Raw genomic sequence first — 22,061 nt, 5'->3', positions numbered from 1 at the left:
AGGATGAGTTAGGTAAGTTGAAGTATTCCTGTGATTTATGTGGATATGCGACCCTCTTGAGAGGGAACATAAATGGAGATTATTGTTCTACTACTTATAAAGATAAGTATGAAAGAAAAGTTAGTTCTGTAGATAACAACTCTCGAATAATCGTTACTGTGGGAGAAAAGAAAAGATTACATGAAAGAAGAAAAGAAATAATTAGAATTTTAGATAAAGGGGTGGATACTCGTAAAAAAATACGACAGGAGAATGAGGCTGTGTATACATGGTTAATGAAATATGATAGAACATGGTTACTAGCTAGACTACCTCCTGAAATAGATAAAAAAGCACGAAAAGTAGATTTTGCTCAATTAGACAATGAACTTTTGATAAAAATCAAGAATGCTGCTAAAAATATTAATCCGAATTACCCTTATCGAATTACTAAACAAACAGTATGTAATCTTTTGGAGGCTACTGAACGTAATAGACTAAAAACTTACAGAGCTTCATTACTTCCATTAAGTTATCAAGAGTTAGAGAAGTATGTTGAGTCCAGGAAAGACTTCCTAATCAGAAGCATACCGAGATTTTATAGTAAATTAGTTAATCGCGGCACTACATCAATGAATATTTATCTATTTAAATCTGCTACAGCTGCCTTTTATCAAGTAGAGGCCGAAGAGAATATAGAAATAGAAAGAGAGATAATTAAATTTCTAGAAGAGAGAAATGCTCTAATAAAATAATAGTTTTAATAAAGTTATAAATGGAAAGAATAGATACTACCAATACTACTTAGTTGGAGTGAGGGTATGATATTTTTTCCGATTACATATGATGATGAACTTTTTTATAGTGTAATGGCACGTTATCACTGGATTTCAGGAAATGAAAATTCGAAAACATCCATGTTAGAGATGTTTGGTTCTTCGCATATTTGTGCAACAAAGTTGTTCCCTACACATCTACAACAATTATGCGAGAGATTGCCCCTTCCTAATATACATACTCCGTCTGACTTCATAGAAAATAATACATTCCTTCCTTACTATTCGAAATTTATTCCGATGGAAAGATATAAAAAATTAAAAGATATTATGATGTACGGCAACGGAACTTCTGTCTATATGTTACTTGGTATAACAGCGAGTGAAATGAAAAAAGCAAAAGTTCTAAAATTTTGCTCCAGTTGTGTAATAGATGATGAAAAAATATATGGGGAGGCATATTGGCATAGGTCGCACCAAGCAGATAGTATCTCTATATGTTTTAAGCATGGGTGCCAGTTACAACTTTCTAATGTAGAAACTAATCAAAGACATAAGCATGCAATGGTGACTTTGAGCAGCTACCTTACTAATGATCATTATTTTCAGGAAAGTGCTGATGAGTTATTGAACTCAGACCATAATCAGTTTATTGCAGAACAATCGTATTTTTTATTAAAGAGCAAAGTGAGTTCAGTAGGATTAGAACGATTGAGGCAATATTATATAATGAAACTTAAGGAGAAAGACTTAATAACTAAATCAGAGAGAATCAGATGGATTAAGTTAATCTCAAAATTTAATCAATTCTACAGTGAAAGCTTTCTGAATAGTTTGAATTGCAAAGTTATTGTAGGTGATGAGCATACCTGGTTTCATAAAGTACTACGTTCACCAAGAGTGACGTGTCATCCATTAAGACACATTTTGATTCTTGGATTTTTAGGAGAAACAATGGACTCTATGTTTGACTATCTTTCTAAGAATAACATCACTGAGAAAAATAACAGTAAAAGATTAAATAGGCCATCACCTACTTTAGGAGATAGTCAGCTTAAAGTTAGAATTGATTGGAAACAACGCGATTCAGAAATTGCTGATAATATTCGTTTAATTGCCAAACATATTTTCAAAGATGAAAATACAATACGAGTAACAAAAAATGAAATTGGAAGGCGTCTTAGAATTCAGTCCCTACTTGTACGAGCTATAGATAAACTACCAGAATCCAAGAAAGCACTAGATGAAGTAGTGGAGTCTGTAGAGCAATTTCAGAAAAGAAGAATTAAGAAAGCGGTAAAGGAATTAACTAAGGATAGAGCAGCCGTGCAACCCTGGGAAGTCGTCCGAATTGCTGGGTTAAGAAAGACGTACGCGGATAAATTAGAGAACGACATATTAAATGAAATAGATATAAATAAGCAATGTTTCCAAGGGAATATCTAAGTTTGCGATTTGAAATGAAACTCACCTCAATATGTTGAGAGACTGAATGCAATGCATTCAGTCTCTTCTGCACTGGATTTTTACCCCATTAGCCTCCCCTTCATATTCTTCAGTACAATTACTCTCTACACACTATTACTAATTATCTATCAGCAAATTCAACGGTAGGTTCAGATCTCCAATTGCATAATACAAGAGCAGTTTCTTCTTTTTATCCAATTCAGTCCTTCCTTTAATGTTAGTTTTATTATTGTATCAAGAGGCAATTCTCTTTTTTTGTCGTATAATGTTAATAATAGGAATTTGGTGTGGAGAAAAGAAGGGTGGGGCATAAGTGCATATATCTAAGTTGTACATTTCAGGATATAAGAATGCTAAAGATAGATCTGAAATAAGGCTAAACAAAGGACTCAACGTGCTAGTTGGAGAAAATGGTTCGGGCAAAACAACAATTGTTAATGCCCTTAGACTTGCTCTGCGAGAGAACGAATTTTCATATATGAATATTGATGAAGATGATTTCTATATATCTTTGGACAAGCAATATATTGCACCGGAAATTAGAATAGATCTTACACTTGAGTCTTTGAGTCCAAATGAACAGGTTACATTTTTAAGTTGGTGTGACGCCGACTACAATGCACAACTACATTTAGAGATTAATTCGAATCCAAATATAAAAGGGTATTATAAAAAGGAAGTTTGGGGAGGTGCTTCAAAATCAAGCATTTTTGAAGACGAGACCTTTGATTGTATTGATTGTATTTATCTCCCACCTCTTCGTGACGCAGAGGAGAAGTTGGTTAATGGAAAGAGATCGAGATTAGCCCAGTTACTAAAAAAACAATACGGTGATAATAAAGATTCACTTGTGAAGAACGTAACTGATTTTAATTCTCAAATAACGAGTAATGCTGAGAATAAATATAATGAAATTGAAAAAGCCAAAATCAATATTAATAACAAGCTCGAGGAGACCCTGGGGCAAAGACTTGGTCAGAGTATAAATCTTCAATTTGCGGATACATCTTTTAATAAAATTGTAGAGAGTATAAAAATGGTGTTCTTTCCTGGTATCAAACAAAATGACTCCGATAAATTTAGGGATATAGCTATTAATAGCTTGGGATATAATAACTTTTTATATATAGCTACTGTATTTGCAGAGCTTGAGCTATTAAAAGACAATAACATGATGACTGTATTATTAATTGAGGAACCAGAAGCTCATTTGCATCCTCAGCTTCAAGTCAAATTCATAAAGTATTTAGAAGACATAACCCGAAACTCGGAAAATCTACAGGTCGTTATTACAACTCATTCTCCAGTACTTGCTTCTTCTATAGACATATATAATTTGATTCATATATCACAGAAGGAAGAGAGTGTTGTTGCAATTCCGTTAAAAGAAATCGATCTGGGTGAAAGTAAAAACTATATTAACAGGTGGCTAGATGTAACAAAATCTGCACTGCTGTTCTCAAAAGGTATAATTCTTGTGGAAGGTATTAGTGAGGCGATGCTCATACCTACTTTAGCTAAGATAGTACTAGCTCAATATAATAAAACAGCTCTGGATAATTTCGATACATTATTACCAACATCCCTAGAAGAAGCTGGTGTGTCTACGATAAATATCAATGGAATTAACTTTAAACATTTCATGAAATTCTTTTCGAATTGTGATGGTAGCACTGGTGATATACATTTACCAATTTTGTGCTCAGGAATTACGGATAATGATCCACCAAAACTAAAAGTACTCGTGTATGACGAGAAAGGCGAATTAAAAAAAGATAAAGATGATGAGCCTCTAACTAAACTCCAAGATATATTTCCTTTACCGAGTGAATTGCCTGTTGGAGCTAATAGTGCACTTCAACTAATGGATGATATTAACAAGAGTGATTGGGGACGATTATTTTCTTCTCCATTAAAGACATTTGAATATGACTTAGCGATAAAAGGTAACACAAATTTATTGGCAAAAGTTATTTGTGATTTATGGCCCACCGAGGGAAAAGTAAAGCAGCGTTGCACTTCAATATCCTTAAAAAACAATGAGTACGATAACGAAGATGAGCTAAAAGAGGATGCTGAATTTATTTTTAAACATATTGATACTGATGAGGTCGGGAAAGGGATCTACGCACAGAAACTAACAGACTATTTAGAGTGCAAAATAAGAGAGCAACTGAATAAAGTTAATGCTACAAAATCAAACATTAATGATGTTTATTTAAACATAAGCAAAATCATTGATATTCCTGATTATATTAAGAAGTCAATTATATGGTCATGCAGTGGCGGTATAGTATGAATAAGGAAGAAATGGAGCAAGAAATAATACATACTTTGAGTTTGAATAAAGAAGCCGTGAATTCCTATCTCTCACTTATTGATAGTAAAGTGAGAGAAAAAACAGAGCAACAACTAAAGTATGTTCTCTCGTCTGCCAAGAAAAACATCTTCTTAGAGGCTTGTGCAGGGAGTGGTAAAACTGAGGTTGTTGGAATGAAAGCTGCATTTGAGATTAGGAAATGGCGTTCAACTAATAGTGGTATTGCGGTGCTTACATTTACTAATGATGCGACTGATACTATCAAAGAACGAGTGAAAATATTTTCAGGATTAACATCATTATATCCTCACTACATAGGAACCCTATCAGGCTTCATACATGGATTTATTGCGCAGAGTTATGGATATAAATTTTCTAAACATAAAAATAGAGAAGGCGATACTTCTTATAGACTGATTGATAAAAGTTTGGTTGTTTATGATAATCACTGGTTAAAAAAATATAAACTCCCTTATTTAAACCTTGCTTCATCAAGTCAGGACGTATACGCAAATCAAATTTATTATGATCATAAAATTAACGACATCATAATTCATTATTCAGAGAACTATAAACTTTCATTAAAAGACTACTATAAGTTAACTGAGGTACAAGAATTTATTCAAAGCGTTCGCGAAAAGAGAGGGAATAAACATCTATTAAGTTTTGAATATATAAAGAAAGAAATAGGGAAAATCAAACAAACTTTTTTTGAGGATGGGTTTGCCAACTTCGAAGATATGAATTATATGGCATATAGAGTTTTAATGAAGAGTGATCATTTAGCTACACTCATAGCTGCGCGGTTTCCTCTTATTATTGTAGATGAATGTCAGGATCTCTCATGGATTGAAATTAATATTCTTAATCAATTAAAGAGTGCTGGTACTTTTCTTCATTTTGTTGGGGACCTTAATCAATCAATATATGAATTTAAGGATGCAGATCCAGTAACCACCAAACAATATTTATCTGTATTTGAGAAGCATTTTCTAACCGATAACTTTAGAAGTTGCGATTCTATTGTAAATACATCCAACAAGTTATTAGGTGTTTCATTGCCTATACGTGGTTTGGAGATTGATAAATATGGTGAGAAGAGTGTTTGTTATTTAGAATATCGAGATCTTGCATCCTTGAAGCAAAAGTATATAGAATTTCTAAAGGAAGTAGAAATACCCTTTAATAATTCGGCTATATTAGTCCGACAACAAAACATGAAACTAGACTTAGAAACGAATTTTAGAGAAAGTAAACATTTAATCTTAGACTCTCTACAACTTTGGATTGAGAATACACCAAAATCACGAATGTTAGCTTTAGAGCTTGCAAGTAGGCATATGCATAGGTGGTTTGGAGGAGCAACGACAAGGAAAAATTATAATTGTCCAAGTTCAATTGATTCTGTTTATAGATGGAGAATCTTTATCAAAGATTTTTTGGATGGATGTTCTGCAGTTTCTGATCTAGTAAGATTTGATGGTATCAATTATTCAACGTGGTACAAGAACTTCAATAATAACTTCTTGAGTATAGTGCAAGAGGCATATCAAAACTTAGCAATTTGTGATAGTGAGAAAAGAGGTTTTTCTGAAATATCTAAGATGATCTCACCTAGAGGTACTGCCAAACAAGACATTACTGTTTACAACATGCCGGATAAAATAAATCTGGTTTCAGTCAACACCATTCATTCAGTTAAAGGGCAAGCTTTTGATAGTGTAATGGTGGTTTCTAGTCTGAAAAATTCAGGGAGTGGGCATTGGAAAAAGTGGATCGAGAAAGAACTTGAATCTGGGCGTATAGGATACGTTGCAAATACTAGGGCCAAATATTCTTTGGTTTGGGGTGTTCCGGTATTGAATAAAGAGGACAGGGATCTGCTTGAGTCTTATGGTTTTAAAAGGGCAGACTAAACGAAGGTTTGTGAAGAACGGCTATTCCTTTTGGATGGCCGTTTTTATTTTATTTTATTTATAGCTTATACCTTTTAGATTAATTGGTATGATTTAAAATCAAAGAATTACTGTTCGCCATATTTTCACCATCTTCTGAGATATAATTATATGTAATAATAAGGGTGACTAGATATTGGAGGTGAAATCAAATCATGATTACATTAAATATCTATGGAAATATTGAACCGACTATTATATCAAAAAAATTAGGTGTTGGAATATCAAATCCACCTAATGATTGGATAAAGGGATTGCAGGACGATATGCTAGAAGAGATGCTAGTACATGAACATAATTTGAAGGTATGGGGAAAAAGAGAATTTAAGAACAGTAAGCTTAGTAATTATGATCTTGCTGAGTTAGTCAAAAAGGCAAAATGGAATATTTCCCATAACTCCGAATTAGAAGTAATAGCGAGAAATCTTGTCGCCATTGATGTATTGGATTTTGAAAATTCATATTTACAATTAAAAAATGACACAATGGATAGCCCTACATGTGAAGTTTCATTTCCACTAAAGTTCATAAATTTTTGCAATAAAATTCAAAATTCAAGTAAAGGGAAGGACGTGTTAAACAAAAGGATACCATTTTCAACTTTTTCTTCAGATGAATTTAACGAGAAGCCGCGCATTCTGAATTTTTTCCGTGCAATATTAAACTCACAGTTGGATTTTGAAAACTATAATAAAGAGTGTATGTCTTCATTAGTTAAAGTAGGAGCACTAATAGATGATTTTTTGCAAAAGGAAGAGGATTTTTGGATTTTAGATTACATAATAAATTCAATGTATCATGATCGCGATTATAATGCTTACCATGTTTTTAAAGTGATGTCCTTAATTGAAATGTTAATCATAAACCCTTCCGGGAATGGAAAGTTAGTTGGTGAGTTAGAGAGGAAACTTCCACAATTCTTAAACGGAACACGAATCGATATTACTAAGAAAGTTACTTTTGCGGAAATAATGAGAAAGTTACGAAATAAAATAGCTCATGGGGATTACAAAGCGATGCAACAGTTGTTACAAATTTATAGAGATGAGTTTATGGTAAACTACGTATTCGATGAATTTGAGCACAGTATAGAAAATTGGACTTACCTAAATATCTGCTGTCGACTAGATGAAGTATTAAATGAAATTGTATGGGAGCTTATAACAAATAAAAATCAGCTGAGAGCACTTCAGTATGCATAAAGACATTGTGAGTATAGGAGGGACTACTCAAATGTTTTACTATTTCGAATTACAATCTTTAATGTAATTAGAGTTTTGGGGATGTTTTCTTGGACACCAACTATAATGTAACTAAAAAAGTGGGCTGAAAGCCAGAAAAGACTTGATTTACCTCAGTTTCTAAGTAACCAACATTAATGTCACTTTACAGTTGTTTGACTAATTACATTAATGTGTTGTTCTGAACATTAAAGTATTGTTTTGAGTAACAAAATTGCAATAAAGTTGTGTTTTGAAAAGCTTAAGAAAAAAATGAGTGTGGAACAGCAACACTGACATCTAGAGCCGTCCTGAAAATACAGGGCGGCTTTATCTTTTTTTTATATGGGGGAAGATGATCTCACAAGGCCGACTTAGTGAAATTGAGCAGGGAAAGACTAAACCCTCTGCCGAAACTCTAAAAGAATTAAGGAAAGAAATTAATGTTGATTTAAACTGGTTATTCGACGAGGATATTTAATTTTGTTAATATGTTGATGGTGTGCTACCCGCGTACGTTCTTTAATAGGTAATTGGAAATGGAATATAATGAGGAGGACGCAGCCCAAGCGAAGGCGCGGGAGCGTTCTTTTTATTAAACTAACGGGAGGATATCCCTCAATTCAATGTTTTAAGTACGGCAGCATAACGAAACAGTAGTTCATTAGCGTTCGAACCAAAACAGTGAGATACAGACAACTGAAGCACGGATGAGTCGGAACGAAACTATCATACGGACGAAGATCCTGGCAGGCAGCATATCTGACCTCCACCTCATGGACAGGTTGAATGAAGGAATGTGGGAGCTAGGCTGTGAGACTTGGGAGGGTTGACCTCCATGAGGAATGTGGAGATCCATAAGTGCAACCATACTTTTCCTAGATAACCACTTTCTTCAGGGTGTGGTTAAGGAAATGTTCTTTTGCGCTTTTCCTCATCCCAACATTTTCTTCGATTTCAACTTGATTCCACCATGAAGTCGTCTGCACTGAACGAATAAAATCAGAAACCTAAGATATTACGAGCATTCAAGAGAAAAGTGATTCCTCATAGAGGGAGAATAGTTTAACAAAGGACAGGATACCGAAGCACCTGTTCTTCAATAATTTCACCATACTTCGGCTACTCTTTGTAAGTGGATTGATCTGTGTCCATGTAGACTACACATTAAAAGACTTATTAGAACATAATATTACATAGAGGAGAATTGGAGATTATTGCGTAAGGAAATTAATATTATAGTAAACTGATGTTCACATGCACTTTAAAAGGTAGTATAATAAAATAAGGAAAATAATACATTTTATAGTTTAATATTTTCCTTTACGGACCTTATCCATTCGTTCAACATTTAAGTGAATATAATGTTTTAAAGTAGGAAATAATTTATTGGTATAGAAAGGGCGGGATAATATGTTTAAAAAAATATATTTAATAGCCTTTGCAATGACTATTATTTCAGGAGTGGCATTAATATCAAATTCAAAAGCAGACACCTATCCAGAAATGGAAACCGTAAATAAGACAGTTGAAAATCCTGTTAACACTAATTTTTCAACAAATAACGTAAAATCCGTAGAATCCGTAGAATCAGTAAAAAACGTAGAATCCGTAGAATCAAAAATCGCAAAAGGGTATTATAGTCAACTATATACACCTCATGGCATGTTCTTGCGAGCAGATAAACAAAGTATCTTTAAGGAATCGGAGATAGCAAGAAATTTAGATCAAATCGGGCCTAATACGAATCAACTAATTTTTGAAGGCGAGTTTTTTTTAAAAGTAGATGAATCAACATTTCTTAAATCGTATCCCAATTCATTGATCTTAAATGAAACCTTAAATGAAACAGATGAAAACCGATTAGACTGACGATGCTTCATTAAGCTAACTGGCAGGATAGTTTGAATATCCAATATACGGTATTATATTAATTATATCGATAGTAGTACTTTTTATATGCATCGGATACATTGAGTTACAAAGGATGGTTCAAAACAGTCAAACAAAATCATGAAGGTATAAGCCGCTATAATACGGCTTATACCTTATTTTGATGGAATTCACGATGAAGCTTAAATTTGGCCTTCGGGTACATCATAAGATAATCGATTTACGGGTCGGATTAACAACTTTATCAAGGTGATTTTCCATTACAAGAGGGAGGGATATTTTATCGGTCATAGGCCGGTGGAAAGTCGAAGAGGTAGGACCAGAAGTTTCAAAAGTGAAACAGAGGTTATCCCTTTCAATATTGTATCGGACTTCATACGAGCTAATATTTAACTACTGGCTACTCAGAAAATTGTAAGGTAATATCGCCGTTATTTGTATAAGCAGATAATTTTTTTGAACCATTCTCTTTATTGGCAGGCAAATTGCTATCTCCTTTCTTTACCTTGCTTAAGATCGCGAAATCATCATATGACCCTAGAATAGAACCGCTAATATTTCCGTTTTTTGTTTCAAGGGTTATAGCCGTCCCTACATTCAATTTGTCCAGTTGGATATTTCCGTTATTTATGTTTACTTCCACTGTCCCTAAAAACACGATTGTTGGTAATACAATACTTTCATTTGATGTTTTTAAAGTCAAATTTTTTAAAGTTGCATCAGGTATCGATACCTGAATAGTTCTGGTTACTTGCGAACCTTTTCCTCCGATATAGTCGTTCCATTCCTTATTACTGTCACTTACCATTGACAGTTCTTTATCGTCAGATAGATCAATCTTGTAAAAATCTTTCTCACTTTCATAGTAAACAATATGAATTTGTTCATCTTTAGATTGGAGGATAGTTACTTTTTTGTCCTTTACATCAATTGTTAAGGTATCAATCTTTTGGGCAGGGATGATGTAATTTTTTTCCTCCAAGGAAGTGGTGTGGGAGGAGCATCCTGCCAATGATATCAATAGTGTCACCAATATGCCTATAGTAGTTAGTAATTTTTTTGCAGTACTTTTCATTATAAAATGCTACTTTGTTAAATCATTTTTCTTTTTAATATAGCCAGTCCTACGAATGCCAATCCTAAGCTTCTATGCAGAAAAATTGCGATATGCAACAAAGTATTAGAGTTGAACATAATGATCTTGAAAAGTCTACCCAAATATGTTGCAAGAGTTGGATCGGATCATTTTTGTATTTCGTTGCGTTTATCAGTCGCATATGTTTTAATCATCATAAACTTTTGTGTTACAAAAAGGTCAAGAGGGTAGATATGAACAACTATTTTACAATTAAGCAAGCAGCAGAAATCGTAGAGATGACCAGTGAGACCTTGCGGCACTATGATCGTATTGGATTAGTCAAGCCATGCCATAAAGATGAATTGTCGGGATATCGATACTATTCCGAGCAGGAGCTCGTAAAGCTGCAAACCATTGAACTGCTCAAAGCAATGGATCTTACTTTAATGGATATTAAAGATATATTGCAGCAGAATGATCTCTCTAAAGTAATTGAATTTCTAAAACAGGCAGAAAAAAGAGCAGACGATAAAATTGCTCGTCTGCAGTATGCAAAATCGAAAATTAAACGTGCCTATCTACATTATGAAAATAAGTTCCACAACGGTTATAGTCAAAGTGAAAATTACTTTATCAGAAACATAGAGGCAAGGGTAATTATGCTTTCGAATAAAATGGAAAGCCCCACACTAAAGAATTTATGGGACTATCACAGACATTTCTATCAACAAATTGAGACTTCTCTGCATTCACAATTTCTATTTGAAGATATGGCGGGAATGTTCACGAATGAAGGAATAACACGGTTATTTGCTGTTTGCTTAAAATATCCGTCTTTAGAGGGGTTGACTGTGCTACCAGAAGGGGACTATCTGTGTGCAAACTGTACCGAAGAGAATAAGAATGCTGTATTACAAAATTTACTTGAAAGGGCAAAGACGGAATACGATGTGTGTCCAGATTTTGTTCTTCATAACATTACTGTGACTGGAATATTGCAGTGGGATTATCAGATACAACTGTTCATTAAGAAACGCACATGTTAGATTAAATACAAAGGAAAAGGTTTAGGAAGAGAAAATCGTTTGATCAAAAGTCGCTAATTTAGCGGCTTTTTTTTTGATTAAGCAATCACGTTTCTTGCCCCAGGCTGAGGACAAGAACGTTATACTTCGCCGATTAGCTAAATAGATAACATTTAACTATAGTTCAATGTTATCTATTTAGCTAACTGGTAGATTAACGCTATAAGCCTCTTAGGAATAGTATGATTAAGTGAAAAAAGTATTCTAATGAATTCTCTAATGTGAATAAATACAAATTCCACTTCAGTTAATCCATTTTCTATACATATTTTTAATAGTATATTGAGGTAAATAAAGTGATTTTTCACTTTGATAAATCCGAAATTGCTTTGTCGGTATTATTTTATGGCTTCGTAAGGATTGCAAAACCAGCGAAATATGGGAGTTTAAAACAGATGTGTGCCGTAGTTAGTTTTATGAAAGGAAGGTATAGGGGTGAGTATTTATTACGCTTCAAGCAAAGAGGATATCACTAAGGATGCACTCCAAGAGTTATTTCTTTCGGTAGAATGGGAGTCTGGCAAGTATCCAAACGAGCTTTTACAAGCAATCGGAGGGTCTCATTCAATTGTTACCGCTTGGGAAGGAGGAAAGCTTGTCGGTTTAATAAATGCTTTGTCAGATGGTGTTTTAACGGTATATTTTCATTATATGCTTATTAATCCGAGTTATCAGAGTATAGGTATAGGTAAGGAAATGATGAATATAATGCTTGATAGATATAAAGGGTGTAAAACAAAGGTATTAATTTCTTATCCGCATGCAGTGGATTTTTATAATAAGTTTGGCTTTAATACAGAGGATGGAGCTACACCAATGTTTATCTCAGAGTTGATATGATTAAAATAACGGATCACGATAGTTTAATCGCAACAAGAAGGCAGCCGATCAGAGGATCAGCTGCCGTTTTTATTGAAGTAAAGGGGCAGGATAACTCAGTAATTTCGCGAATACTCAAAAGATGGAATTATCACAAAGCTCCCGAATAAGACGTTATAAGAAATCGGCGAGAAACTATAAGGAGCAGAAAACATGAAATGCCCTCACTGTAACAACGAATTAAGTGAACTTCCTTTATGTTACGGAAGTGAAGCACCATATTATTTTTACACTGTACCAGAAGAGAAAAGAACAGAATTAATTAGAGATTTTTGTGTAATTGATGAACAGCATTTCTTTATTAGAGGCCATATTGAAATACCAATAATCGATAGCAAAGAGAAATTTATATGGAGTGTGTGGGTTTCTCTTAGTGAAGAAAACTTTCTGAAGTCTAATGAATTATTGCACGTAGAAGGAAGGGGGACGGAAGAACCTTATTTTGGTTGGTTATCGACTGAACTTTCAATATATCCAATAACTACATTATCGTTAAAGACAATGGTGCATACACAAGAGGTTGGTGCTGTTCCGTTAATAGAATTAGAACAAACGAATCATCCACTTGCAGTTGAACAAAGAGAAGGAATTACAATGGAGAGAGTTAAAGAAATTGCTCATTTAATAAACCATAGTCAGTAAGAGAAAAATTTGAATCTATAGTCGAAGAAGCTGCCGACAGCTTATTAAATCATATCTACGCCAACAGACACCCCTGCAAGGCTAAACTCGGTGCGTAATGTCGTTTAAGCTAACAGGAGACTTTTGTTCAATGAAACAGAGACAGTCTTAATATTTTATTTTCTGCTGACAATGACACTTTTTTATCCAAAAGGCAAACTTTCGGAGGGTATATTCTTGAGGCAGACTAAGCTAACTGAAGTGTTTTTTTATAAGTTGTCGCCCGTGAAACACTCAACGTCACCCGTACTCCTATTAGGGAGTTAACGAGTGGCGTTTTTTCATGCCCGATTCTACAGATGTAGTATCAACAAGGCGTGCCCTAAATCATTACACCTATAAAGATCACGGGTTAAATTGCAATCAACTTCAGCTGATGGAAAGTTAGCTTTACATGTATAATCCAATGTGTTATTCTTACGGAAAGTTAACTTTCCATAATTGCTTCAGGAGGTAAGATATTGAAAAACAGGCTTGAAGAGATTAGAAAAGAAAAAGGTATTAAACAAGAAGAACTAGCGGATAAATTGGAAGTATCCAGGCAAACGATTGGTTCACTTGAAAATGGCCGGTATAACCCATCCATCATTCTTGCATTTAAGATTGCGCGATTTTTTGAAATGAGTATTGAAGATATTTTCATTTACGAGGAGGAGCTGGGTAATGAAAACGGCGAGTAAATGGGTGCTCTTAACAATTGCAGGTGCTATTATGGTTTATATGGGTGGATTTATTTTAACTGACGAGAAGCTAAAAGGAATTTCCGGTTTGCTCATTGGTGTGGGTTCAGTCCTTGCAGTGCTTGGAGTAGGAAATATGGTGTATTCGTTATGGCTTAATAAGCCCCAGAACAAAATAAAGAATGATGAGAAAGTTAGAATGAGTAAAATTGAGGCTAATGATGAACGGAAAATAAGAATAAGAGAAAAAGCGGGTTGGAAAACTAATATTGTTAACTTTTACATCCTAATGGCTCTAACTGTTGTATTTAGTTTAATGGGAGTAGATCAAACTGTAGTCACTGTGTTATGTGGTGTTTTTGTTTTTCAAATCTCCTTAGGAATCTTCCTATTTAATTATTATGCTAAGAGAATGTAATTGGAATGACGTAACATCAATTAGAATATTCGAAAATATTTTGTTAGGAGAGAATGACATGGAAGTATTTGCAGAATATTTAGCGCAGATTGATAACCCGCAACATAGGGAAAGAATGGAAGAGGTTTTAGCTTGGGTAGCTGGAAAATTTACTGATTTAAAGCCAAAAGTTGCGTGGAATCAGCCTATGTTTACCGATCACGAGACTTTTATTATTGGCTTTAGTGTATCCAAACATCATTTGGCGGTTGCCCCTGAAATTGCAGGAATTAATCGTTTTTCTGATGAAATTGTGCAGGCAGGTTATGATCACACCAAGCAGTTGTTACGCATCCGGTGGGAAAGTCCCGTTGATTTCTCATTACTTGAAAAAATGATCGAGTTTAATATTTTGGATAAGGCAGACTGTTCAACTTTTTGGCGGAAATAAAACATATTATTTAGCGTTCAATTCATTTTAAGCAAATTTATAAGTGGAAGCACCAGAGGACAAGTCACTTTTAATATGTGATTTGTCTTTTTTATTTGAATTCTCAGCACGAAATATTCAATATTTTGGAAGGTGGATGGAATGTTGGAAGCGAATTTATACACGTTAGTTCAACCTGCTGAATGATGAAAAATGGAAGTGAGACAAATGGCTGCTTCCATTCCGAGAGTCTTTTTTAATAAATATGACACAGTCGGACAAGAGGGAATATTGTTGATGGAAGATCTGACCCCGACACATAACAATTTAGCGGACTGGGAAGTGCCTATTGATTCTGATAAATTATATCCAGATATCAAAATACAACATGCATCCATGGTAATCTAAATGTTGTCAATTTATTATATCCGATGTTCAGCAGTTCAAGGCCGTGCATCATTGATCTTGAAGCAGTGAAGGTTGGGCTTTGTACTGAGGATATCGTTATGTTATTTATCCACGATTTGTTTCACGGCAGTGAGGAGGCTACACGTATTTTTGATCTGTATTTTCATTCAATTAACAATAAAATCAGGAGCGCATACACGTACACACAATTTGTGGAGGACGTTAGATTATCGATTATGGAAGGAATCTTTTTTCCAATAAAGTTATTTGTCCATGATGGAATTAAGGATGAGGAGCTTATATGGAAGTCGATAAATGTTTATAAGGATTTAGTTAGGTTTGATTGAAAGACCACTAACAAGTTGTAAGTCAACAAGCCATTATTTAGTTACATTGTATAAGCTGAAGTGGAATAATTGGGATATAACTGTATTAGGTATTGAGATAAGAAGTATTATATACAACAAAAAGTACGTACTTCAAAAAAATCGCTAAAATTCTCGTTTGTACATTCTGCAGCTGTTGTTAGAATGTCATGAACAGTGGCTTAAATGAACTCTACATTTCTACTTTTGTCGCCATTCGTTAACTGGCGTGTATTCCCAGGTTGATTCAGCTGATAACTTCATCACGCTCAATCGTAAACTCATATTAAATTAATGCTGGTGTTTTCTATCGATGATAAAGTGATTCATTTATTTATAAGAAATTTAAGATTAGGAAGTATTCTAAATGTGTTTGTTTGAATTATTATGGGTACTAAACTATAATTTAGAGGTCTAGGAATCTTTCGACAATCGCGGACTCTTGATCAATAGGAGGTGTAATATGAAATTCTTTAGAGATTCTTCAAAGTGGATAAGTATTATTGGCCTAATTCTAGTGTGGATTAGTGTGTCATATATTTTTGGATTTATTACTTATATATCGTTATTCGTTTTACTTTTACTTATCCAAGTAATTCTCATTTCTTCTTCTAATATTCAAATTAAAAAGAATCAGAGACGTGTAATCGTTATAGGTGGACTAGTAGTGTTAATTGGTATTGTAAGTTTTATCATCGCCTTTTTTATTGAAGTACCTATTTGGTATAAGATATTTCTATTAATTGCTCAAGGAGCGTTTGCTTATGCGGAAATTAAAATGTTAATTGAAGCAAGAACATCAAAAAATAGACTGACTAAATAATAGTAATCTGCAAATAAAAATGAGAGGCGATCCCCAATTTGGGTCGCCTCTCATTTTTATATATCAATGTACTTACGCTACTGCTGTATATTCTGTAGTTGTGTAATACGTCCAGTAGGACATGGTTGGATTTACAATAAGTTTTTGCCAAGTAGTAACTGTAACTTTAATTCTAGTGAAATTTTTATAGTCATTTAAGAGGGTATTAAGAATTTCTTTCAACTGATTAGCGGGTGTATAGCTATCAACCTGTTGAATAAGTTGACCAACTGTAATTAGTGTTGCTGCGGCAACAAGAGCACCTGCAATAAAGGGTGGAAGCTTAGCTTTTATAGCGTTAGTAGCTAGCCCGATTCCTACTGAAGTAACAGCGAGACCGAGACCGGTATAACTACTCCCAACGTGAGAGTTAATCATATCTACAAGCTGGGTCTTAGAAATATAATTGGTTTCCGTAGCACGAACTTCCGGACTTCCAACACCTGCCATTACTTGCTGATTTCTTGCTTCTGCCCGTTCTATATTTAGTAATTCTTCCAGCGATGATTCTTTGATAAATTGATTGTTTTCGTTCATTTTAACTCCTCCAAAAAGTTTATTGAAAGAATGGGGGATGTAAGTTCACAAGAAGAATCCCCTTCTTCTAGGAACAAACATTCTTTTCAAGGATTAATATATCATATAGCGTAACGTAACGCAATATATAATTAATAAAAATATCCAATTATGAAAAAACAGACTTTTCATTCATGAGGAAACTTCTCTTTACTAAGGTTTAAGAACATAAAAATAAAGTGTATTGTCACGATACGTTATATCTTTTTATAATATTTTTTTGTGTTACTATAAATATTATTAAATCCTATCTCTATAAATATTCCTGATTAGGAAGGCTTATCTCACTTATTATCAAAATTCCAAAAATCATTGTAATGATTTGATGAGTATTAATTAAATTTTAAAGGATATAACAAATGAAAAAGTGAAGAATATGGTAGGACGTAACAAATCGCTATATAATGATCAAAATAAATAAGGAGGTTAACCATGAAATATACCATAAATCTATTTGGTTATAACGTTGATTGTCAATTAACCGTGGGAAATGAAGGATTGCATATTAACATTCTTGAAGATGATCAGCGGGCTTTGAAGCAATATCTAATTCGAGTGTTGCCTAAGTATGGGAGAGAGGTTTCTAGCGCTTCTTCATTACAAACACTGCTGGAGCTTGCCTTAGATGCGGAAAAAACGCTAGAGGGCCGTATGGCCGAGCCTAAATTAAAGCTACCTTATGAGTTTCAACCCGAAATCAAGGAAAAACTAATCGAGGCTGCTTCCTTGCAAGAAATGTCTGCTACTCAACTATTGATTCGTATTATTGAAAAAAAATATCAAGAAATTATTGGATAGGAGAGATACAAAAATGGCCTATGGTAATAAGGTGAAATTTCATTATGATGTACCAGCTTACATTAAACAACAGTTGGCAGAAGCGGCTAAACAGATGGGAATGACAGCAACAGAACTACTATCAAGATCAATAGAAGAAGAGTATGAACGTATTAAGAAAGAAAAAAATTCATCGTCTACAAATTCGATAGTTGGGAAATAAACTGGCCAAAAGTCACTATCTGTTCTAAAGGCATACTTTGATAGGTGTAATCAATTCCGATTCTATCACAGAAAAAAAAGTGTCCTATTTTATAGGATTCTTTTAGACTACTCTCAATTAAATAAATGTAGATATTTGGAGTCGTATCTTCAATCTTACAAGAAAATTCAGATGTTGAGCTTGCATTCATAATTCTTATGATATGCTCGTGAACATGCGCAGGAATTAGTGGTTCAAGAAAAGTAAACGGGAACTGATGACGTAAGTTCTCATAAATTAGCATAAGATACTAAACCCCTTTCTAGTTTATTATATGTAATCATAACCAGTTTGTTCATTATAACAAACATACGTTCGTATGTTAAGAGAGCAAATAGCTAATATTTTAGAAAATGAATCCCGACAACATATATCAAATACTTAGCAGATTCATTAATGCTGAAGGAAGTGGCCCTCGTTGTTTTTTCTTCAGATGTCTGGATACCCCGGATCAGGGAAGTCTTCATTAGCCAGAGTAATAGCGCAGCATACTTCTGCTGTTATTCTTGATCACGACATTGTAAAGTCTTCTCTTATGGAATCACTTGGAGCAAACATTGGGTTCAAGGAAGTTGGAAAAATTTCGTATGACATTGAATGGGCTTTGATAGATTCCCACTTATCTCAAGGTCATAATGTTATACTCGATAGCCCTTGTTTATACTCTGAAATGATAGAGAGAGGATTGAATCTGACCCAGAAATATAATGTGGAATATAAATATGTAGAATGTCTATTAAATGACTATGATGAGCTCAATAATAGACTGCGAAATAGAAAAAGAATGATTAGCCAGATTGAAAGAGTGCCTTCTGAAGAGACATTACTAAAATCTATTGAAAATGCTAAAAAGCCATCTAATGTCAGAATACATATTGTTAATACAAAGGAACCGATTGAATCCTATATTAAAAGTGTCATTGAATACTTAAATACTTAGCCTAAATTTTGAGGAGGGGAACAGATGTATTTTGAGAAAGCAGCCCATTTCATTTGGACACATGGCAGATTATTAGAAAGAAGGGTTTTTGAATATATTTTCCACGGTGGATCAATGAGCAATGTTATGACTTCACTAACAGCCTACCAAAACGAAGATGGTGGGTTTGGAAATGCAATAGAGCCGGATTTACGGGCACCCGGTAGTCAGCCACTTTTCATGGAATTTGCACTACGTTTTTTATATGACTGTAACATAAAAGACGAAGAACTTTCTCAAAAAGCATGTGATTATATTTCAAAGCATGCTGATTTAAAAAAAGGGATTCCAACAATATTTCCTTCATCAGCAAACTATCCAAGAGCAAAACATTGGAATAACCCACTTTCTACAGAGCCATCATTTAGCAGACTTACTGGTCTTGTCGGGCTTCTTAAGTGGCAAGGGATAGAACATTCCTGGCTTGATAAGGCGACAGAAATTTGTTTGGTAGATATTCACGCACAAGCATATGACGATGCGCATACAATTTTGACTGCATTTTATTTATTGGAAAGCTTACCTCAATCGGATTTTATCAAAGGATTATTTCAAAAATTATCTAAGGAGCTTATTACTGCCAACTTCTTTTGTATGGATGCCGCATCCCACAGTTATGGACTCTCTCCTCTAGAATTTTCGCCATCACCCACTTCTTACTGTAGCAGCATATTTTCTGATGAAACCATTCTTGATCATTTAAAAGTATTAGAATACCAACAGGAGGATGATGGAGGATGGCAGATAAAATGGGAGCCTCCCGGTGAAACAGCAAGGTTGGAATGGAGAGCCTATAAGACGCTAAAGAGTTTGATGATACTAAATTCATACAACAAGATTAATCTATGAGGCTATTAAGGAGATAATAAACACTCCAAGGAGAGGAACCTATGAACAAATTAAGGGCAATCATAGTTCCGTTATTCTTAATCTTTTTATTTGGATGTAGTAAGGAGCAAATTAGCGATAATTCAAAAAAAGAATATAGCAAAGCTGAACAATTTATTACCGATATGGGCTATCTGATCATTAGTAATGAAGGAATTGTTTCTGAATATTTATTAGATAAAAAACTGCTGACGGAAATGCCATACATGCAATACTGGAGTGTTCAAAGTGTTGATCCAGTCGATTATATAGGCAAGGAAATAACTACAAGTAAGTTCATCGTTAAAAATCACCCCTTAGATAATAAGAAGGATAATACAAAAAAACAAACCCTGATTTTTCTGCTAGAAGCAGACGATCAAGTGATAGGAGGCTATAGTTTTCCTGATTTCGATGAATTACATATGGGCTGGGTTTATACCATTGATGGGAATACACTCGAAGAATTGACCGGAGAAGCTTTCCCGAAATGGTCTAAGGAGTGGAATTTAAGATATAAATAATGGCTGGGGAGTATTTATAAAGGAGCAGATATGAAAAAACTAATCCTAGTACTTGTAGCTGTGGTTATTATTTCGAATGCGATATGGAGTTATTTATATTTCAATAAAGAGGTCGAAACAAATTTAAACACTGGTGTTCAAGTATATACACTTAAGGGTACAGGGGATACATGGGATGTTTTAGATTACAAAATAATAATTTCATCTAATAAAATTTTACGGGGACATGGGAAGTTAGTGTTCAAGGGAGACCCAAGCGCTTTAGTGAATAGTAGCTATTATAAGTATGAAGTCAATGAAAAAAACAATAATAATAAGGATGAAACAGTTCTTGTAAATGAAGCTAGGTCAACGGATGGACCCGTTTCAATATTAAGTAACACTGATATCGGGTCTATAACTGGTCCATATTTATATGACGAATTAAATAAAAATAGACAAAATTATGAAAATACCACTTTATCTATTACATGGAATGATAATGAAGGGGAGCTTCATTCCGAAACAATAAGTCTAGATATTGCGAGTGGAATTTCTCTTAAGGATGATCTTTAAGGGTGATAAATCCAAGAGACTAAGATTGAATCTCTACGGACTGAAGGAAGATCCTCTACGCCCCAAAAGCCTGCCGGTACTTCACAGGAGACATGCCTTCAAACCTTCTGAACACTTTAATGAAATAGCTGGACTGGGCAAAACCGGACTGAGTCGCAACCTGAGCAATGGAGAGTCCTGTGGACACCAGTAAAAGCTTGGCTTTAGCCAGCCGACAATCGGTTAAATAACGGTTAGGTGTTTTACCCATAACCACCCGGAACAGCCTTAGAAAATGATAGCTGCTGTACCCGGTCAATCTTGCCATCGATTCCAGAGACCAAGGGCTGGCACATTCGACATGGATGATATCTGCAGCACTGCGGATGGACTGCCTAACCTCGTGCGGTACTGAGCCGTGAAGCGGCTCGGAGTTCTGCAGCAATTTTACTAGAAGCTCATACAGCAGAGCAGATAGTCTTGGCTCGCTACGGGTCACGTAGGAAGCGCTTAGTATATACATTTCCTCGAATAGTTCGTCCAGCTTAGCATCCAAATCAAAAGTGAACAGGTATGCACGAGACTGGTCCACTTCTTCTAATAAGGGAAGGACAATTTCAGTGTTAAAATGAACCCAGCGGACATCCCAAGGCTCGCCTGGGTCAGAGCCGTATTGCTGATAAGCCCCTTTGGGGTACAGAAAACCTCGTCCTCTACTCATCGGAATACGTTCGCCCTCATGGAATACATAACCCTCCCCACCAAAGATCAAATGCAGGTTATAACTCCCCAGAAACCCTTCGCTTCTTCTCTCTGTATGTTGTGGAAAGTGAGTGTAATGTCCCAAAAATTCAGGATAACAGACATATTTTGAAAAAGCCGGTGTCGGCAAATACCATTGTTTCTTCATGTTTGGCAGCACCCATTTCTGTAGCGCAACAGAGCGCAAGTTGGATTAAGGCAATGAACGCAAGATTGTTATATGATAACAATATTTTGTTATATAAGACCTCTTATCATTGATACTACAATAGAATTATATAATATTGAAAGCATATTTTTAATAC

At 34.6% G+C, this 22,061-nt stretch carries 23 protein-coding genes; 20 read left to right on the top strand and 3 right to left on the bottom strand.

Going from position 1 to position 22,061, the window contains the following annotated elements; all coding sequences use genetic code 11:
* Positions 1 to 56: 56 nt before the first annotated feature.
* From NST58_RS29100 to NST58_RS29075, 6 genes are all read left to right on the top strand, one after another.
* Positions 57 to 734, top strand: coding sequence for a TnsD family Tn7-like transposition protein (locus NST58_RS29100; protein WP_339245097.1), 678 nt, complete (start codon positions 57 to 59; stop codon positions 732 to 734).
* A gap of 66 nt (positions 735 to 800) precedes the next feature.
* Positions 801 to 2,201, top strand: coding sequence for a TnsD family Tn7-like transposition protein (locus NST58_RS29095; RefSeq protein ID WP_076194020.1), 1,401 nt, complete (start codon positions 801 to 803; stop codon positions 2,199 to 2,201).
* A 334-nt stretch (positions 2,202 to 2,535) separates the two neighbouring features.
* Complete coding sequence (locus NST58_RS29090) at positions 2,536 to 4,521, top strand: AAA family ATPase (protein ID WP_076194022.1); 1,986 nt, start codon at positions 2,536 to 2,538, stop codon at positions 4,519 to 4,521.
* Positions 4,518 to 6,458: an ATP-dependent helicase gene (locus tag NST58_RS29085; protein ID WP_076194024.1), complete on the top strand. Its 1,941-nt coding sequence runs from the start codon at positions 4,518 to 4,520 to the stop codon at positions 6,456 to 6,458. The genes NST58_RS29090 and NST58_RS29085 overlap by 4 nt, the downstream gene beginning before the upstream one ends.
* Before the next feature lie 194 nt (positions 6,459 to 6,652).
* Positions 6,653 to 7,699, top strand: coding sequence for a hypothetical protein (locus NST58_RS29080; RefSeq protein ID WP_339245093.1), 1,047 nt, complete (start codon positions 6,653 to 6,655; stop codon positions 7,697 to 7,699).
* A 1,431-nt stretch (positions 7,700 to 9,130) separates the two neighbouring features.
* On the top strand, positions 9,131 to 9,589 hold the full coding sequence (locus NST58_RS29075; RefSeq protein ID WP_076194028.1) for a hypothetical protein: 459 nt from the start codon (positions 9,131 to 9,133) through the stop codon (positions 9,587 to 9,589).
* A gap of 421 nt (positions 9,590 to 10,010) precedes the next feature.
* Here the strand turns inward: NST58_RS29075 and NST58_RS29070 are convergent, their stop codons facing one another.
* Entirely contained in the window at positions 10,011 to 10,685 is a 675-nt protein-coding gene (locus NST58_RS29070; protein ID WP_081387940.1) for a DUF4097 family beta strand repeat-containing protein, read from the bottom strand.
* 254 nt (positions 10,686 to 10,939) lie between these two features.
* Here NST58_RS29070 and NST58_RS29065 point away from each other — a divergent pair, with 254 nt between their 5' ends.
* The 8 genes from NST58_RS29065 to NST58_RS29030 all read left to right on the top strand — a co-directional run bounded on the left by NST58_RS29065 (position 10,940) and on the right by NST58_RS29030 (position 16,436).
* Positions 10,940 to 11,734 carry a MerR family transcriptional regulator gene (locus NST58_RS29065; protein ID WP_076304933.1) on the top strand — a complete coding sequence of 265 codons (795 nt, stop codon included), beginning with the start codon at positions 10,940 to 10,942 and terminating at the stop codon, positions 11,732 to 11,734.
* A 474-nt stretch (positions 11,735 to 12,208) separates the two neighbouring features.
* Positions 12,209 to 12,613, top strand: a complete 405-nt coding sequence (locus NST58_RS29060; RefSeq protein ID WP_038573410.1) for a GNAT family N-acetyltransferase — start codon at positions 12,209 to 12,211, stop codon at positions 12,611 to 12,613.
* A 192-nt stretch (positions 12,614 to 12,805) separates the two neighbouring features.
* Positions 12,806 to 13,294, top strand: coding sequence for a DUF2199 domain-containing protein (locus tag NST58_RS29055; protein WP_076194036.1), 489 nt, complete (start codon positions 12,806 to 12,808; stop codon positions 13,292 to 13,294).
* Positions 13,295 to 13,794: 500 nt separating this feature from the next.
* A complete protein-coding gene (locus NST58_RS29050; RefSeq protein ID WP_038573407.1) occupies positions 13,795 to 14,013 on the top strand; it encodes a helix-turn-helix transcriptional regulator in 219 nt (72 codons plus the stop codon).
* Positions 13,997 to 14,431: a hypothetical protein gene (locus tag NST58_RS29045; protein WP_076129794.1), complete on the top strand. Its 435-nt coding sequence runs from the start codon at positions 13,997 to 13,999 to the stop codon at positions 14,429 to 14,431. The genes NST58_RS29050 and NST58_RS29045 overlap by 17 nt, the downstream gene beginning before the upstream one ends.
* Before the next feature lie 58 nt (positions 14,432 to 14,489).
* Positions 14,490 to 14,861 carry an iron chaperone gene (locus tag NST58_RS29040; protein WP_036681355.1) on the top strand — a complete coding sequence of 124 codons (372 nt, stop codon included), beginning with the start codon at positions 14,490 to 14,492 and terminating at the stop codon, positions 14,859 to 14,861.
* 192 nt (positions 14,862 to 15,053) lie between these two features.
* Positions 15,054 to 15,248 carry a hypothetical protein gene (locus NST58_RS29035; RefSeq protein ID WP_339245089.1) on the top strand — a complete coding sequence of 65 codons (195 nt, stop codon included), beginning with the start codon at positions 15,054 to 15,056 and terminating at the stop codon, positions 15,246 to 15,248.
* Positions 15,249 to 16,076: 828 nt separating this feature from the next.
* A complete protein-coding gene (locus NST58_RS29030; RefSeq protein ID WP_076282697.1) occupies positions 16,077 to 16,436 on the top strand; it encodes a hypothetical protein in 360 nt (119 codons plus the stop codon).
* Between the two features lie 72 nt (positions 16,437 to 16,508).
* Here the strand turns inward: NST58_RS29030 and NST58_RS29025 are convergent, their stop codons facing one another.
* On the bottom strand, positions 16,509 to 17,012 hold the full coding sequence (locus NST58_RS29025; protein ID WP_076220913.1) for a hypothetical protein: 504 nt from the start codon (positions 17,010 to 17,012) through the stop codon (positions 16,509 to 16,511).
* Positions 17,013 to 17,483: 471 nt separating this feature from the next.
* Here NST58_RS29025 and NST58_RS29020 point away from each other — a divergent pair, with 471 nt between their 5' ends.
* From NST58_RS29020 to NST58_RS28995, 6 genes are all read left to right on the top strand, one after another.
* Positions 17,484 to 17,849, top strand: a complete 366-nt coding sequence (locus NST58_RS29020; RefSeq protein ID WP_076277820.1) for a hypothetical protein — start codon at positions 17,484 to 17,486, stop codon at positions 17,847 to 17,849.
* Between the two features lie 13 nt (positions 17,850 to 17,862).
* A complete protein-coding gene (locus NST58_RS29015; protein ID WP_076219833.1) occupies positions 17,863 to 18,051 on the top strand; it encodes a hypothetical protein in 189 nt (62 codons plus the stop codon).
* A gap of 457 nt (positions 18,052 to 18,508) precedes the next feature.
* Positions 18,509 to 19,030, top strand: a complete 522-nt coding sequence (locus NST58_RS29010) for an AAA family ATPase (protein ID WP_339245087.1) — start codon at positions 18,509 to 18,511, stop codon at positions 19,028 to 19,030.
* A 24-nt stretch (positions 19,031 to 19,054) separates the two neighbouring features.
* Complete coding sequence (locus NST58_RS29005) at positions 19,055 to 19,918, top strand: hypothetical protein (protein ID WP_339245084.1); 864 nt, start codon at positions 19,055 to 19,057, stop codon at positions 19,916 to 19,918.
* A 41-nt stretch (positions 19,919 to 19,959) separates the two neighbouring features.
* Positions 19,960 to 20,460, top strand: a complete 501-nt coding sequence (locus tag NST58_RS29000) for a hypothetical protein (RefSeq protein ID WP_076303170.1) — start codon at positions 19,960 to 19,962, stop codon at positions 20,458 to 20,460.
* Between the two features lie 30 nt (positions 20,461 to 20,490).
* Positions 20,491 to 21,015: a hypothetical protein gene (locus tag NST58_RS28995; protein ID WP_339245081.1), complete on the top strand. Its 525-nt coding sequence runs from the start codon at positions 20,491 to 20,493 to the stop codon at positions 21,013 to 21,015.
* 55 nt (positions 21,016 to 21,070) lie between these two features.
* Here the strand turns inward: NST58_RS28995 and NST58_RS28990 are convergent, their stop codons facing one another.
* The gene (locus tag NST58_RS28990; protein ID WP_076129799.1) at positions 21,071 to 21,904 is read right to left on the bottom strand and encodes an AraC family transcriptional regulator; all 834 of its coding nucleotides are present in this window, start codon (positions 21,902 to 21,904) and stop codon (positions 21,071 to 21,073) included.
* Positions 21,905 to 22,061 lie beyond the last annotated feature (157 nt).

It is taken from the genome of Paenibacillus sp. FSL R10-2796 (genome assembly GCF_037965315.1).
Taxonomy (GTDB): Bacteria; Bacillota; Bacilli; order Paenibacillales; family Paenibacillaceae; genus Paenibacillus_AQ; species Paenibacillus_AQ odorifer.
This window is presented reverse-complemented; position numbering and strand designations above follow the sequence as displayed.